This is a genomic window from Halomonas sp. AOP25-F1-15, assembly GCF_052378675.1.
Taxonomy (GTDB): domain Bacteria; phylum Pseudomonadota; class Gammaproteobacteria; order Pseudomonadales; family Halomonadaceae; genus Vreelandella; species Vreelandella casei.
Genome location: NZ_JBQSXV010000001.1, coordinates 598,457 through 613,919 on the forward strand (window position 1 = coordinate 598,457; position 15,463 = coordinate 613,919).

The following is a 15,463-nucleotide window of genomic DNA, read 5'->3' on the forward strand; positions in this document are numbered from 1 at the left end:
TATAAACGCTTAGAATAGCCGTGACAGCAGCGCCGTCACGGCTGTTTCTACGCGTAAAATTCGCGGTCCAAGGTGCATTCCCTCACAGCCTGCCGCTAGCAGTTGCTCTACTTCCCAAGCAATAAAACCGCCTTCTGGGCCTACCAGTAAGAGTGTTGGGTATTTAACATCTCTCGGGCAAGCGTGTGGCATACCAGGGTGTGCCAGCAGTCCTCGGTATTGCTTGAGTAGGCTGGGAAGCTGTTCTTCTAAGAAAGGCCTAAACCCCTTGCTAAGCGTAACGTTAGGTAGCTGCGTGTCACGGGCTTGCTCTAAACCTAGTACTAGATGCTGGTGTATTTTTTCCGTGCGTAACTCGGGAGACTGCCAGTAGCTTTTTTCTACCCGCTTGGTATGCAGCAGGGTGATGTCTTTCACACCTAGCGCAGTCACGTGCTCCAGAGTGCGTGCTAGCATACGTGGCCTTGGCAGTGCTAATACCAAATGCACCGGTAGTGGCGCTGGCGGTGGCTCATCCATCGTTTCCAGCGTGAAATAAGCACGTTCAGCGGTGAGTTCAGTGAGCCGCGCTTTACCCATCGCTCCCCCTTGGATTCCGACGGTAAGCAGGTCTCCTGGCGTGGAGCGATGAACGTTATGCAGATGGCCCAGTCTACGCGGGTCGCTGATGCAGGCGCGGTTATCGCCGGTAAGGTCATCGGGGCTGAGTAAAATCAAATTCATAATGAGAGTCTATTGGTCACAGAATAGGCGTGTTGCGTCTACCAAATCGATCAAAGCCGCTTGCATGGGCGCGTGGTGCAGGCACAATACCAGCAACGGGAAAAAGCCCCTATCGCTTTTAAAGTCCCTATCGCTTTTAAGGAGATGCGCCGTGCGCGTGATTCGCAAGTATGCTAACCGCAGGCTGTATGATACACAGCAAAGCCGCTACGTAACGTTAGAAGACCTGCGTCGCTTAATCATCGACGAAGCGCCTTTTCGCGTTGAAGATGCTAAAAGCGGTGAAGACCTGACCCGCACTATTTTGCTATCGATCATCATTGAGCAAGAGCAGGCAGACGGAGAGTCACAAGTGTTCTCCAACGATTTGTTGGCGCAACTGATCCGCGTTTATGACATGACGTCGCCACTGCCACTGTCACGTTATCTTGAGCAGGGTACGCAGTTGATGCTGGAACAGCAAAAGCGTCTGCAAAGCCAATGGAAGCAGGCCATGCGTAACACGCCGCTGGACTTCATGCGCGAGTTAGGCGAAGAGAATATGCGTTTTTGGCAAAAGACCCTGAATCAATCTGCGCAAAGCGATGAAGCTAACGCTGGCGATCACCAAGCGTCAGAGAGCAGCGTTAAGCCTGGTGGCGATGCTGGCGGAAGCAATAAAAAGAAACAGGACAAAACCTCCTGACCCCACTTGGGGCCGCGCTGTGGCATAATGCCGCCAATAACGCTCTCCCGTTTGAGAAGGATGAACATGAAGGTTTTGATGATTGGCGGCGGTGGTCGTGAGCACGCTTTAGCTTGGAAGTTGGCTCAGTCGACCCGCGTTGAACACGTCTTCGTTGCACCGGGCAATGCCGGTACGGCGACGGAAGTGAAGGTTACTAACGTCGCGATTGCCGCAACGGATATCGATAGCCTGGTAGCATTTGCCCGTGATGAGCAGATTGGCTTGACGGTGGTCGGCCCGGAAGCGCCGCTGGTAGAAGGGATCGTTGACCGCTTTCAAACGGCTGGCTTGACGATTTTTGGCCCTAATCAAGCCGCTGCTCAGCTTGAGGGGTCGAAGTCCTTCACCAAAGACTTTTTAGCACGCCATGATATTCCGTCAGCAGACTACCAAACGTTTACTGAAGTCGAGCCTGCACTTGCCTATCTGAACAAAATGGGTGCACCCATCGTCATCAAAGCGGACGGCCTTGCAGCTGGCAAAGGCGTTATTGTCGCGATGAGCGAAGTAGAAGCAGCCGATGCCATTCGTGACATGTTGGAAGCTAATGCGTTTGGTGATGCTGGCGCACGCGTAGTCATTGAAGAGTTTTTAGAAGGTGAAGAAGCCAGCTTTATTGTCATGGTGGACGGTGAGAATGTTGTTACCATGGCGACTAGCCAAGACCATAAGCGCGCTTATGACGGCGACACCGGTCCTAATACCGGCGGCATGGGGGCTTACTCTCCGGCACCCGTGGTTACTGACGAGATTGACGCGCGGATTATGGAGCAGGTTATTTGGCCTACCGTGCGCGGCATGGCCGCAGAGGGAAATGCTTACACCGGGTTCTTGTACGCAGGCCTGATGATTGACGCCGCAGGCAATCCCAAAGTGATTGAATATAACTGTCGTTTTGGTGATCCTGAAACCCAGCCGATTATGATGCGGCTAGTGTCTGATTTCGCTGAGCTCTGCTTAGCCGGCGCACAGGGAGCATTAGCAGGACATCGCTGCGAATGGGATCCGCGTGCGGCGGTCGGTGTGGTGATTGCGGCGGGTGGTTATCCTGGTGACTATCGGAAGGGCGATGTGATTCATGGCTTGGCAGCGGCGGAGCAAAACGGCTGTAAAGTATTTCATGCCGGCACCGCGCAGAACGCTCAAGGCGAAATTACTACTCACGGTGGGCGCGTTCTGTGCGTAACGGCGCTGGGTATGACGGTTTCAAAGGCACAGCAGTTAGCGTATCAAGGCGTTAAAGCGATTCGCTGGGACGGCGCTGAATACCGTCGTGATATTGCCTTTAGAGCAATCTCTCGCGAGGCCTAAAAAAACATTTGCGCCTATACAGCGTCATTCCTATCCAACACCGTCGAGGATGCAGGCATGGAACGTGTCAAGCTGGACTTTCCCGCTGAAGCGGTTATTCACCGCCACCCCTTGACGGTGCGTGTAACTGATATGAATTACGGCCGACACTTAGGGCATGACGCGATAGTGTCGCTGCTTCACGAGGCTCGTGTGCAGGCTTTTGCGGCACTGAATTTGCCCGAATGGGACATGTGTGGGTACCCCAGCCTGGTGGCTGATTTGGCGATACAGTATCTCAGTGAAGCGCGCTGGCCTGATGCGTTGATTATTGAAACCGCCGTGCCGGCGCCTCAAGGCAAAGCGTTGACGATTTATCAGCGCATTCGCCAGAGTGAATCTCAGAAAATCGTAGCAACGGCGCGCGTCAACCAGCTGCTGATTGATCTAAACACAGGAGCCCCTGTGGATGTGCCCGCTGACGTGAAACATGCGCTTTCTCTTGCGAGGAGTGGCTAATGTCACGAGAGTACCCGGTAATTGCCGTGACCGGCTCCTCTGGGGCAGGCACAACGACCGTAAGGCGCAGCTTCGAGCGTATGTTTTTGCGGGAAGATGTGCATGCAGCGATCGTCGATGGCGATGCTTTTCATCGCTATACGCGCGATGACTTGCACCGTATTTTCCGCGAAGAGCCTGAGCGCAAGAACGAACTCTCCCATTTTGCCGTTGAGGCTAACTTGCTGGATAGGCTAGAAGGGCTTTTCGGTGAGTACGGCGAGCATGGCTCCGGTACGTTTCGACACTATATTCACGCCGAAGATAAGCAGAAAATTGAAGCGGGCTGCCGCGTAGGCACTTTCACCGAGTGGCAGTCACTGCCCTGTGGTACTGACCTGCTTTTCTATGAAGGTTTGCACGGCGGGCTGGTAACTGAAGACTTTGATATTGCGCGTCATGTTGATCTTTTAGTCGGCGTTGCGCCGACCATGAACCTTGAATGGATCCAAAAGATTGATCGTGACACAAAGCTGCGCGGTTATTCACAAGAGGCGGTGATCGATACGATTTTAGGCAGAATGGATGACTATGTGCGCTACATTCAGCCGCAATTCTCGCGCACCCACATCAATTTTCAGCGCGTGCCTACGGTTGATACCTCTAACCCCTTTGAGGTCCAGGACATTCCTACTGACGCCGAGTCGTTAGTGGTCATCCGCTTTAGGGACCCTTCCACCGTTGACTTTCCCTGGCTGCTGGCCATGATTAAAGACTCCTTTATGACGCGCCCCCATACGCTGGTAGTACCCGGGGCACTGATGTCATTGGCGATGGAGCTAATCCTCGCTCCTTTGGTTCGCCATTTGCTGGCACAGCGGCGTTTTCGCTAATCCTTGCTGATAAAAGTAATGGAGTAATCTATGGAATGCCTCTTTTGTAAAATCATCAATCGTGAAATTCCGGCCGATATTGTTTACGAAGATGAGCACGTTCTGGCTTTTAACGACATTGGCCCTCAGGCACCCACCCATCAGCTAATTATCCCTAAAAAGCATATCTCGACGCTGAATGATATTGAAGAAGCCGATCTAGCAACCGTTGGCCGCCTTCAGCTCACCGCCGCTAAGCTCGCCCGTGAGCAGGGTTTTGATGAAGATGGGTACCGTGTGGTGATGAACTGCAACGAAATGGGCGGGCAGACGGTCTATCATATTCACATGCATCTAATGGGTGGGCGTATCTTCACTTGGCCCCCCGGCTAGTAATTACGCTTGAGCAAGATAAGTACGATTTGGTAATTAAGTACGCTTTAGTCGGTAAGCTTAGTTAGGCAACGGAGTGTTTCCATGGATCGTCAACAGAGTCGAGCCGATAGACTGATTCACCAGTTTGATACCGTTTTGCGTACTCTTGCCCCTCATGCGGCATCTCCGCAGCGTGTCAGCCCCGCCAAGGATGTCACCGGAGAAAGGCTGGACGATCACGAGCGCCGTCATGCCGCTGGCTTAATGCGTATTCATCACACCGGTGGGGTGTGTTTGCAAGGACTGTATCAAGGGCAGGGCATCACCGCGCAGTTGCCCCATGCACGCAAGCAAATGGAGCAGTCGGCGCTTGAGAAAATCGATCATCTCGCTTGGTGTGACGAGCGCCTTGAGCAGTTACACAGCCGAACCAGCTATTTAAATCCACTTTTTTATATCGCCGGGTTTGGAATAGGTGCAGCGACCGGTGCGGTAAGTGACCGCGTAAGCCTGGGCTTTTTGGCCGCGGCTGAAGAGCAGGCGGGTAAGTCTCTTGACCTGCATCAGCAATCGTTGCCCGCAGGCGATGCCTGTTCGCGCACTATACTGCGTCAAATGGCGATTGATGAAACGCATCATGCGCATATCGCCTTAGAGGCCGGAGGGTTGCGCTTTCCAGCGCCAATTAAGTGGCTAATGCATTTAGGCGCTAAAATGGTGACTAGGGGTGTCTATCACTTTTAATATACGGGATTGATCGGCTGCTGATATCTGCGGTTCACATTCGCTGAAAATAAAAAGGCTCCGCAGAGCGGAGCCTTTTTATAGCCATCATCTTATTTTTCGTCAGGCATCAATGCGCTTATATTTCATGCGTTTAGGTGTGTCATTGCCCACACGCTTTCTATGGTCTGCTTCGTATTCTGCATAGTTGCCTTCGAATAAGACCACCTCAGAATCACCCTCAAATGCCATCACGTGGGTGGCGATACGATCAAGGAACCAACGATCGTGTGAAATCACCATGGCACAGCCTGGGAATGCTAACAGTGCTTCTTCCAATGCCCGCAGCGTTTCGATATCCAGGTCGTTAGAGGGCTCATCAAGCAGCAGAACGTTTGCCCCTTGCTGCAACGTTTGTGCGAGCTGCAGGCGGCCACGCTCACCGCCAGACAGTTCTGCTAAGCGCTTCTGCTGGTCGTTGCCTTTAAAGTTAAAGCGACCAACGTACGCGCGTGATGACACTTCATAGCCGTTGATGTTGAGGATGTCCTGTCCACCAGAAACAGCTTCCCACACGGTCTGTTTGTCATCAAGAGCATCACGTAGCTGCTCAACGTAAGCAATATCGACCGTCTCACCAATGACTACGTCACCGACATCAGGCTGTTCTTTACCCGTTATCAGTTTAAATAAGGTCGATTTACCCGCACCGTTACCACCAACAATACCTACAATCGCACCATGTGGAATGGTGAAGGAGAGGTCTTGATAAAGTAACTTGTCCTCAAAGCGCTTGGCGACATTGCGAAACTCAATAACGTTATCGCCCAGGCGCGGCCCCGGCGGAATATAAATTTCGTTAGTTTCATTACGCTTTTGAAAGTCGCCGGACTGCATTTCTTCGAAGCGGTTAAGGCGTGCTTTGCTTTTAGCTTGTCGGCCTTTGGCGTTGCTGCGCACCCATTCAAGCTCTTGCTTGATGGCTTTCTGGCGCGAAGCCTCTTGTTTAGCTTCTTGGCCCAGGCGCTCATCTTTCTGTTCTAACCACTGCGAGTAGTTACCCTCGAACGGGATACCTTGCCCACGGTCAAGTTCGAGTATCCAGCCTGCAACGTTATCCAGGAAGTAGCGGTCGTGAGTAATCGCGACCACGGTGCCGTTATAGTCATGCAGGAAGCGTTCAAGCCAAGCCACGGATTCAGCGTCAAGGTGGTTGGTGGGCTCGTCGAGCAGCAGCATGTCGGGACTGGAAAGCAGTAGGCGGCATAGCGCTACGCGGCGACGTTCACCGCCTGATAGATTGCCTACCTTGGCATCCCAAGGGGGCAGACGAAGGGCTTCAGCGGCAACTTCAAGCTTACGTTCTAAGTTGTGCGCATCGGCCGCTTCAATAATATTCTCAAGACGTGCCTGTTCGCTAGCGAGCGCATCAAAGTCTGCGTCTGGCTCTGCGTAGGCAGAGTAAACCGCATCGAGCTTTTCCTGCGCTTCTTTGATGGCACCGAGCGCTTCCTCAACGGTGTCACGAACGTTTTTCTCGTCGTCTAACTGTGGCTCCTGAGGGAGGTAGCCAACATTGATACCGGGCATCGGACGAGCTTCACCTTCAAACTCTTTATCGACACCGGCCATGATACGCAGCAGTGTGGATTTACCCGAACCGTTGAGGCCCAGCACACCAATTTTGGCACCTGGGAAAAACGATAACGAAATATTCTTAAGAATTTGCTTTTTGGGCGGCACTACTTTGCCAACCCTATTCATGGTGAAAACGTATTGCGCCATGGAGATCCGTTAGGTTGATGAAAGAAAAAGCAATAGCCGCATGCGGCTAGCTATGCACTGATGATAGAGGTCTGCGCCGGGAAAGGCTAGGCTACGAGAAGTGTTCTGCTAGCTAAGCCTACCCATAGAGCGAGAAGGCTAAGCTGGTTGATGGCAGTGCTGGCAAGCGGGGAGGAACGAATGGCTACTCTTCTTCATCCCAGTCATCTTCAATAACGCGCTGCAATCGGCGCTCTTCTAACCACGCTTCAACTTGGCGCCGAGAGCGCAAACTGTCGGCCTTACTTGGTTTGCTTTTGCTGTAATGGTCATCATTAACAGCATCTAAGCTTTCGAACTCATCTGAGTCGACGCTATCGATAGTAAAGGTTTCACGACTTAAGGGGTCACGGCTCATGATATGCCCTCCAACCCAGCCGGCGTACCGGCATCACAACGGCTTCATTGGTAAACTCGGTTAGTCTACGAAGTGAAGCGCCTAGCGCCGTTTAAGCGCCTTGTCGCTATATAACGCCAGTTGGGCTGAAGTTCAAGCCTTGTTGGTTTTTTTTGCGTTAAAAAGTGAATTTTTAGCAGGTTTCTTACTGTTTTTGTAATTCTGCCAGGGCAAGCTGTGCCTCGGTACGTTCCGTGACATCCTTCTGTACACCAATGTAATACATCAACTTATCCGCTTCGTCGTAGACGGGTGTAATGGAAAGTTCATTCCAAAACATGGTGCCGTCTTTTCGATAGTTGCGTAGCACTTCACGAGACGGCCGGCCTGCTTTTAGCGCTTTTCTAATGGCGACAAGCGCATCTTGGTCGCGGTCTTCGTTTTGTAAAAAACGACAGTCGCGATATAAAATTTCGTCAGCGCTGTAGCCCGTCAAACGCTCAAAGCCCTTATTGACGTAGATGAGGATGTTTTCATCCCCTTCCTGTTCGGCAACCACAATGCCATCTTCAGATGCATCAATAATGCGTTCGAGCAGCTCTGGGCTGATCAAGGGAGATCGTTTCATCAAAGGGTTCCTGTTGCAGCTCCTGTCCTTTCCGGAGAACATGCCGTTCGCTCTATGCGTGGTCCGAGCGGGATTTTTACTCACTTTTAGAGGCTCGATAGCCAAGGTGTCAGTCCGTAACGGCTATCGAGCTCCATCATGGCGAGCGTTGCGATGCATTGCAATCGTCAACGCACTCTTAGGATCGGACGCGAGGTGTTTTTTACGCCGACCTTAGCCGCTGGCCACTAAACGACATGCATCAAACGAAAGGGTAGCGATGTGTAGAAAGTAACGCCATTAAGACGAGCGGGTGGCTGTTTCCTGTTTCAAGCTAACTCGACATGACAGAATGGTGTTTAAAGAGGCCCTATTAACCTGACGGGAAAATTTACAATGTCACGTGTTCAAATTCGCTATTGCACGCAGTGCCAATGGCTGCTGCGCAGTGCTTGGTATGCTCAGGAGCTGCTTTCGACCTTCGGTGAAGGTTTAGATGAAGTGGCACTGATGCCATCTCATGGCGGCACTTTTGAGATTTGGTATGAGGATGTGCTGCTATGGGAGCGCAAACGCGACGGTGGTTTTCCGGATATCAAGCGCCTCAAACAAAGTGTGCGTGACCAGCTAGAGCCTGGGCGTGATTTAGGGCATATCGACCGATGAATCAGGATCGCCAAGCCATCCTGTATGGGCTAGGAGCCGTTGCGCTGTGGTCGACCGTAGCGACGGCCTTTAAAGTGGCGCTTGCTTGGATGAGTCCATTAGAATTGATGTGGCTCGCAGTGCTTGTGTCCTGGGCATTAATGGGGGCGCTCGTTATAAAGCAGGGCAATCTTGCTACGGCGCTGCGCACCGGTTGGAAGACTGCCGCGTGGGCGGGGTTAATGAACCCCGTTGCCTACTATTTGGTGCTCTTTGCTGCGTATGACCGACTTCCAGGGCAGGAGGCGATGGCGCTCAATTACACCTGGGCGTTGGCGATGGCATTCTTAGCCGTGCCCTTGCTGGGACAACGCTTAACGCGCATGGATATCATCGCTGGATTGATTGCGTATGCCGGGGTGTGGGTGATTGCAACGCGTGGCGCGGTGTTCAATGTCTCTTTTGCTGACCCGTTAGGGGTTGTTCTGGCTCTCGCTTCAACATTACTGTGGGCGCTTTATTGGCTGCTTAATGCGCGCGACTCACGCCCGGCATTAGTGGGCCAATGGCAAAATTTTACGGTGGGTTTGCCGGTGCTAACCATCCTGTTATTACTAGGCCCTGGCTTTCAGTGGCATGGCTGGGGGGCGTTAGGGGCAGGCGTTTACGTCGGGCTGTTTGAAATGGGCATAGCATTCATTTTATGGCAGATGGCTGTCCACAAGGTGTCGCGCACTGCAAAGGTTTCTAATCTTATTTTTCTCTCGCCCCCGGTATCACTGATGCTGCTTTTTTTGGTGGTTGGAGAGCCTATTTTGCCATCAACCCTAATGGGACTGGTGTTAATACTTTTAGGGTTAGGGATGCAAACCCAGCAGAAGCAGCCAGAGGGGGGGTAGTCTGGGTAGTAAAATGTTTCTTTTTGTCTTTTTTTATTATTTTAATTCTTGAAGTGAAATGTGAACTAGTATAAAAGTCAAACAAAATACTAGTTCTGAAGTATGAGTACATTTTCTTAAATAATGGAATGTGACCATAACGATACATTAATCTTCAGCTGAGCCGATAGCTACGGCTAGAGAGAGGTTATAACAAAGGCATGGAGAAGAGCATAGACATTGGTGTGTTGAGCGAGCAGTTCGGGGCGGATTTTGAGTATCAGCAATTTAGGTCTGACGAGGCTTATTCACACGATCAGCAGCGTTGGAAATTGCTTGATGGGATTGCCAAGCAAGCGCCGGGCGCCTCGCCAAAAAGCGTTGAGAGGTCTAGGCCTATTGCTGTGCCTCCGGTTTATGCCCAGGAGCGTGAACAGCCGCCGGTGCAGCAGGCGGTGCCGTATCGCCTAGAAAATAAACAACCGACATCAGGTGTTGATGCTTCTCACCAGCACCCGGTTGACAAGCCAGCAACGCAGCGTTCTTTTGGCCATTTATTTCAGTCTTATACAGATAGTAATGATGATGCTCAAAGTAATCACCGTCAGGGAACATCGCTAAAAGCGTTGATAAGGCAAATCAATAAATGACGCTTATTTGTGTTGCCTCTCCTAAAGGGGGAGTTGGTAAAACAACGTTGACTGCTAATCTTGCTTACACTTTGCAACGCCAAGGTTTAAATGTCACTGTCATTGACTTTGATAGCCAAGATGCATTGAAGCTTCACTTCGGTATTGCTTTTAATGATGCTCAAGGCTATGTCGTTGAAGCCGCGTCTACTCCCTATTGGGGTGAAATGGCCCGAACAACGGCAAGCGGCATTGACGTGCTTGCCTATGGCTGTACAACTAGAGAGCAGCGCCATCACTTCGAAACGTTTCTTGCCAATGATCCAAGAGCCCTATATCAAGCGCTTAGCGGCTTTTATAACTCCCCAAACGATGTGCTGTTAGTTGACTTGCCGCCAGGGCACTCCGTAGCACTAGAGGCTGTTTGCCAGTTAAAGCCACTGTGCATCACTATGCTGATGGCCGATAGCGCCTCTTTGGCCGTTCTACCCTCTATTGAAAGTGGTGGCTTTTATCCTGATACCATTGGCAGGCATTTGTACTATGTCGCCAATCAGCTAGACCTTCGTAATGATCTAAGTCGCGACGTATACGCGCTTTTAAAAGAGCGTTTGAAGGCGTCACTGCTAGGGGCGGTTCACCGTGACGCAGCAGTGTCCGAAGCACACGCGCTGCAGGTTTCTGTGCTGCAACATGCGTATACCTCTGCGGTTGTTAATGATATTGAGGCTATCGCCCATAATCTCATTCGTTTAATGCAAGATGCCGAGCTATCTCAAGTACGCAAAGAGGGTGAATAATGAAAACCCTTATGTATAAAGCGTGGATCGCTCTATTACTACTTCTTTGTACCCCTGTCATGTTAATTGTTGTTACAACGCCGATGACGTTGAATAACCAACTGGCCTTTGGGGGCGTTACCGCTGTTTTTTTATTAATCATGGGGCAGGTCGATTCTCCGCGCATACGTTTAGCAATGGCATTAGTAACCGTCATGACGGCAACTCGCTATCTCTATTGGCGGGTAACGGAAACGCTCATTACGGATGGTTTTATAGAGCCGATATTGAGCTTTGGGCTATTGGCGGCAGAAGGTTACTGCTGGGTTGTCTTGGTGCTGAGCTTCTTTCAGTCGGCGTGGTTGCTTGATCGTAAAGTTGTCCCACTGCCTAAAGACATCACTAAGTGGCCAACGGTAGACGTATATATTCCGACGTATAACGAAAGCTTAGACGTAGTTCGTGATACTGTTTTGGCAGCGCAAAATATTGACTATCCAGCTGATAAAGTAAATGTTTATCTTTTAGATGATGGTAAGCGAGCTGAGTTTGGCGCTTTCGCATCTCAGGCGGGCGTTGGATATATTACTCGCACAGATAATAAACACGCGAAAGCGGGTAATTTAAATAATGCGCTCCAGAAAACGTCCGGCGAGCTTATTTGTATTTTTGACTGTGACCATATTGCCACGCGGGCTTTTTTACAGGCGACGGTGGGCTCTTTTCTTGTTGATCAGAAGCAAGCACTTATACAGACGCCCCATCATTTTTATTCGCCTGATCCCTTTGAACGGAATTTAGTCAGTGGCCGGGAAGTGCCACACGAAGGTGAGCTTTTTTATGGTCCTATTCAAAAGGGCAATGATTATTGGAATGCAGCCTTTTTTTGTGGCTCGTGTGCAGTTATTCGGCGCAGTGCACTAGAGGAAATAGGTGGGTTTGCGGTTGAAACAGTCACAGAGGATGCGCATACCGCATTAAAACTACAAAGAAAAGGATGGTCTACCGCTTACTTAGGCATACCCCTTGCCGCTGGGTTAGCGACGGAACGACTAGCGTTGCATATTGTTCAGCGTGCGCGTTGGGCACGGGGTATGACGCAGATATTACGGCGTGATAACCCCCTATTAGGCCGAGGGTTGAGCATTCCCCAGCGGCTCTGCTATTTAAGCGCGATGTTGCACTTTCAGTTTCCGTTAGTGCGCTTTATTTTTTTAACAGCCCCGTTGGCTTACATGCTGTTTGGGCTCAATATTATTCAAGCATCGCCTCAGGCCGTTGCTGTCTATGTACTTCCTCACTTATTTGCAGCCGTTTATACCAATGCGAAGCTGGTAGGGCAGTATCGCTACACGTTCTGGAATGAAATATATGAAACGGTTTTAACCTTTCATTTGCTCAAGCCTTCCCTTGTGACACTGTTTAATCCCAATCGAGGCAAGTTTGATGTCACGGAAAAAGGAGGGCGACTCGAGCAAAGCTTTTTTGATTTTAATGTGACGCGACCTCATCTGTTTTTACTGGCATTACTGGCTGCGGGCCTAGTATGGGGTGTCGTACGCTTAGTTTGGTGGAATCCTGAAGGTGAGCAAGCAAGCGTATTGCTGTTTAACGTAGCATGGGCCTCATTTAGCGCAATTTTCCTGATGGCGGCTATCGCTGTTGGCAGCGAACAAAAGCAGGTGCGTGAATACGTACGAATCAAGCTAAGTCGGCCTGTGGTCTTACATCTCTCTGGCGGCTATACGTTGTCGTCTACGACGCAAAATTTGTCTATGGGTGGCATGCAGCTAGCTGCAGTAGCTGGCTTTTCAAAAGATGCGCGCATTGATTTTATCGAAATGGAATTCGATGGCAATCCGATCCTATTTCCTGTGCACATAGTAAGCCGTGATGCACAGCATATACGCCTGCGGTTTGGCACGTTGAATGTGGTTCAGCGCCGCCAGTTAGTGAAGCTTGTCATGGGTCGTGCTGATGCCTGGCTACAGAAACGCAAGCTCCCACACGATCAGCCGCTGCGTTCTATGTGGACTGTTATTCGTGCCGTCACAGGTCTGTTTTTCCGAAACTGGAAGGAGCGGCGTTTATTTGCCGGTGGGGGCGACAGTGCTGGCAAAGCACGCCAGGCAGACGCGCGTTCTGGTAGCTCAGCTATGGCAACAGCTGCTACAGCGGTATCCACTCCTGTATCCACCTGGGTATGGCGAATGGTTCTCGTCGCGTTGATTATGGTAGGCATCATGTCTACCCAGCGAGCATGGAGCCAGTCATTAGATGTTCAGGCTTTGCCAAGCAACGCTAGGCCGTTAATGCTAGAGGCATTGCCTAAAGGGGCCGCGACGTTGCCTGATGTTGAAGTGAATGCACGGGGCGGTTTAGCTTTCAATATGCCCTTGGAGACTCGGGAACGAATTTATCCACTTTTGCAGCGTATAGACGAGGTCGAGCCTGAGCCTCTTCGTATTCAGGGCAACGGAGCTCAGGCGGGTATCGAGTTTTCTTTGCGTAGTGATGAAGTGTCTACCGGTGCTGTGCTGCACTTAGATATACGCTATTCAGATGCTCTTCTTGAGGGGCTTAGTCGGCTGGACGTTACTCTCAATGGCATTGTTATTGAGACGCTAGAGCTTGACCGATTTACCGCAGAGCATCTTGTTGCAGAGGTGGCTATTCCGCCAGAGCTAATCATTACCTATAACACACTACTGCTAAGTGTGGCCGGACAAACGCTAGAGCAGTGTAATAACTTGCTCAGCGAAGATATTTGGGTCGAGGTTTTACCAAGCTCGACGCTCAATGTGAATGTTCAGTCGTTGCCGCCGCTTAATGGGCTCGCTAATTTACCTGCCCCCTTCGCTGATGCGGCCGACATGGAAAGGCTAGTATTGCCTTTCATTATGCCCTCTATGCCTTCAGAAACGCTGCTGAGTGCAAGCGCAATATTAGCCTCGTATTTTGCGATTAAAGCGGATTTTAGAGGCGCTGACTTCCCCGTTCATCATACTCAAATACCTGATCAGCATGCGGTCGTCGTAGGGACTCCCGAGCAGATGCCTTTAGGAGTAGAGCTGCCGAGAATTGATGGCCCCACCTTACTGCAACTGGCCAATCCTAATAATGCTATGTATCGCTTATTGATTGTCACGGGAGCAACAGAGCAAGACGTAAAAAGCGCCGCTGCATATCTAGCCCATTATCAAGAGCGTTTAAGCGGCGATAGTGAAACGGTAAGTGCGCCCCAGCTAGCCCTTAGAGAGGCCTATGATGCACCTAACTGGCAGGCGCTTAATAAGCCGATCTATCTTGACAAAATGGCTGGTGAGAATGAAATGGTCGGTGAGGGTATTCGCCCATCGCCGCAAAATTATAGTTTTCGCCTGCCCCCAAACATGCATTTATGGCCGGGTGATCATGTAACCTTAGAAGTGGGCTATGAGTTCCCTCGTGGCGAGTGGCTAAACGAAGATGAGTCACGACTGGAGATTGCTCTTAACGGCACTTATCTAGCCTCTTTACCCGTTGAGAAGCGTTCTTTAGCCTGGGAAGCTTGGCGCTTTCTGGGAAATGATATTCGTAAAGAGCGCGCTACGTTACGCATTCCCCAGGAAAAGTTATACGGTAATAACCAGCTCAGCTTTTATTTTAATATGGCAGTGAATATGCCGGAAAATGGATGTGAGCTGGGCCTTCCTGATCGCATTGAAACGCGCCTGTACCCTGATTCTTATTTGGATATGAGCGATGCACAGTATTTTGCAGCGTTACCAGAGCTTTCATACTGGCTGAGTGCAGGCTTTCCCTTTACGCAGTGGGCCGATTTATCGCACACGACGCTGCTGCTTGCCGCTGAACCCGATGCTATCGAAATTGGCACCGCGCTTGGGCTGATTGGGCGCATGGGGGCCTCTACCGGATACCCCAGTATTGCGCTGAATGTGCGCAAGGGGCTAACGCTTAACGACAACTTGTCAGACCGAGATATGCTGGTCGTTGCGCGTGCTGATCAATTGGAACGCAGTGAGCTTAATCGTTATCTTGGGCCTTTCAGTATCGAGCAGGGGGCTTTACGCGTTACGCCTTTGAACTTAATGAATAGATTAAATCTTTGGGCACAAGCCCAGTGGGGGCGAGATACCGAGCGCGCTCGCAATAGGATTGGCAGTCAGTCCCCTGAACAGATCTTACTGGGCGTTCGGTCACCGCTGAACCCCACGCGCAGCATTATCGTAGCCACTGCTTTTCATGATGAAGGCATGCGCACGCTACCGGCCGTGATTGATCAGCCCCAAGTTAGTCGTCAAGCCGTGGGGGATTTAGTCATGGTGTCGCCGAGCCAAGAGGTCAGTGCTTATCAGGTTGGGCCGCGGACGCCTCGAGGTGAAATGGTCTGGCATCGTCTTATCCGTTGGTACACCGGCCAATACATTATTCCCATGTTATTAGCTATGGGCATTGTTCTGCTTTTACTGTCCGGACTTCTTTATAGCACTCTCAAACGCCGAGCACTGCGTCGAGCAAATGCTGGTAGCAAAACGCACTCAGGCGGAGAATAA

The 15,463-nt window shown here is 50.9% G+C and carries 15 protein-coding genes; 11 read left to right on the forward strand and 4 right to left on the reverse strand.

From position 1 onward, the window contains the following. Window positions 1-9: 9 nt before the first annotated feature. Complete coding sequence (locus ACT3TF_RS02695; RefSeq protein ID WP_192536251.1) at window positions 10-723, reverse strand: 16S rRNA (uracil(1498)-N(3))-methyltransferase; 714 nt, start codon at window positions 721-723, stop codon at window positions 10-12. Between the two features lie 151 nt (window positions 724-874). On the opposite strand from ACT3TF_RS02695, the gene phaR reads away from it, so the two are divergent. The 6 genes from phaR (at window position 875) to coq7 (ending at window position 5,229) form a co-directional block, all read left to right on the forward strand. Beyond that, on the forward strand, window positions 875-1,408 hold the full coding sequence (gene phaR / locus ACT3TF_RS02700; protein WP_444671525.1) for a polyhydroxyalkanoate synthesis repressor PhaR: 534 nt from the start codon (window positions 875-877) through the stop codon (window positions 1,406-1,408). 66 nt (window positions 1,409-1,474) lie between these two features. Then, window positions 1,475-2,761, forward strand: a complete 1,287-nt coding sequence (gene purD / locus ACT3TF_RS02705; RefSeq protein WP_444671526.1) for a phosphoribosylamine--glycine ligase — start codon at window positions 1,475-1,477, stop codon at window positions 2,759-2,761. A 57-nt stretch (window positions 2,762-2,818) separates the two neighbouring features. Next, window positions 2,819-3,259: an acyl-CoA thioesterase gene (locus ACT3TF_RS02710; protein ID WP_192536253.1), complete on the forward strand. Its 441-nt coding sequence runs from the start codon at window positions 2,819-2,821 to the stop codon at window positions 3,257-3,259. Beyond that, a complete protein-coding gene (locus tag ACT3TF_RS02715) occupies window positions 3,259-4,131 on the forward strand; it encodes a phosphoribulokinase (RefSeq protein WP_441668519.1) in 873 nt (290 codons plus the stop codon). The genes ACT3TF_RS02710 and ACT3TF_RS02715 overlap by 1 nt, the downstream gene beginning before the upstream one ends. A gap of 30 nt (window positions 4,132-4,161) precedes the next feature. Then, the gene (locus tag ACT3TF_RS02720) at window positions 4,162-4,503 is read left to right on the forward strand and encodes a histidine triad nucleotide-binding protein (RefSeq protein ID WP_096279006.1); all 342 of its coding nucleotides are present in this window, start codon (window positions 4,162-4,164) and stop codon (window positions 4,501-4,503) included. A gap of 84 nt (window positions 4,504-4,587) precedes the next feature. Then, a complete protein-coding gene (coq7, locus tag ACT3TF_RS02725) occupies window positions 4,588-5,229 on the forward strand; it encodes a 2-polyprenyl-3-methyl-6-methoxy-1,4-benzoquinone monooxygenase (protein WP_444671527.1) in 642 nt (213 codons plus the stop codon). 102 nt (window positions 5,230-5,331) lie between these two features. Here coq7 and ettA read toward each other — a convergent pair whose 3' ends face one another. The 3 genes from ettA to ACT3TF_RS02740 form a co-directional block, all read right to left on the reverse strand. Further along, window positions 5,332-6,993, reverse strand: a complete 1,662-nt coding sequence (ettA, locus tag ACT3TF_RS02730) for an energy-dependent translational throttle protein EttA (RefSeq protein ID WP_441668515.1) — start codon at window positions 6,991-6,993, stop codon at window positions 5,332-5,334. 184 nt (window positions 6,994-7,177) lie between these two features. Beyond that, window positions 7,178-7,390, reverse strand: coding sequence for a PA3496 family putative envelope integrity protein (locus ACT3TF_RS02735; protein WP_192536321.1), 213 nt, complete (start codon window positions 7,388-7,390; stop codon window positions 7,178-7,180). A gap of 184 nt (window positions 7,391-7,574) precedes the next feature. Further along, window positions 7,575-7,997 (reverse strand): PAS domain S-box protein, encoded by a 423-nt coding sequence (locus tag ACT3TF_RS02740; RefSeq protein WP_192536322.1) that lies wholly within the window; start codon window positions 7,995-7,997, stop codon window positions 7,575-7,577. A gap of 375 nt (window positions 7,998-8,372) precedes the next feature. On the opposite strand from ACT3TF_RS02740, the gene ACT3TF_RS02745 reads away from it, so the two are divergent. The 5 genes from ACT3TF_RS02745 to bcsA all read left to right on the forward strand — a co-directional run bounded on the left by ACT3TF_RS02745 (window position 8,373) and on the right by bcsA (window position 15,463). Beyond that, window positions 8,373-8,642, forward strand: coding sequence for a SelT/SelW/SelH family protein (locus tag ACT3TF_RS02745; RefSeq protein ID WP_096279016.1), 270 nt, complete (start codon window positions 8,373-8,375; stop codon window positions 8,640-8,642). Next, entirely contained in the window at window positions 8,639-9,520 is an 882-nt protein-coding gene (locus ACT3TF_RS02750; RefSeq protein ID WP_192536323.1) for a DMT family transporter, read from the forward strand. Before ACT3TF_RS02745 ends, ACT3TF_RS02750 begins: the two co-directional genes overlap by 4 nt. A 200-nt stretch (window positions 9,521-9,720) precedes the next feature. Further along, a complete protein-coding gene (locus ACT3TF_RS02755) occupies window positions 9,721-10,149 on the forward strand; it encodes a hypothetical protein (RefSeq protein ID WP_096279021.1) in 429 nt (142 codons plus the stop codon). Further along, entirely contained in the window at window positions 10,146-10,928 is a 783-nt protein-coding gene (gene bcsQ, locus ACT3TF_RS02760) for a cellulose biosynthesis protein BcsQ (RefSeq protein ID WP_441685811.1), read from the forward strand. Before ACT3TF_RS02755 ends, bcsQ begins: the two co-directional genes overlap by 4 nt. Beyond that, a complete protein-coding gene (bcsA, locus tag ACT3TF_RS02765) occupies window positions 10,928-15,463 on the forward strand; it encodes a UDP-forming cellulose synthase catalytic subunit (protein ID WP_444671528.1) in 4,536 nt (1,511 codons plus the stop codon). Before bcsQ ends, bcsA begins: the two co-directional genes overlap by 1 nt.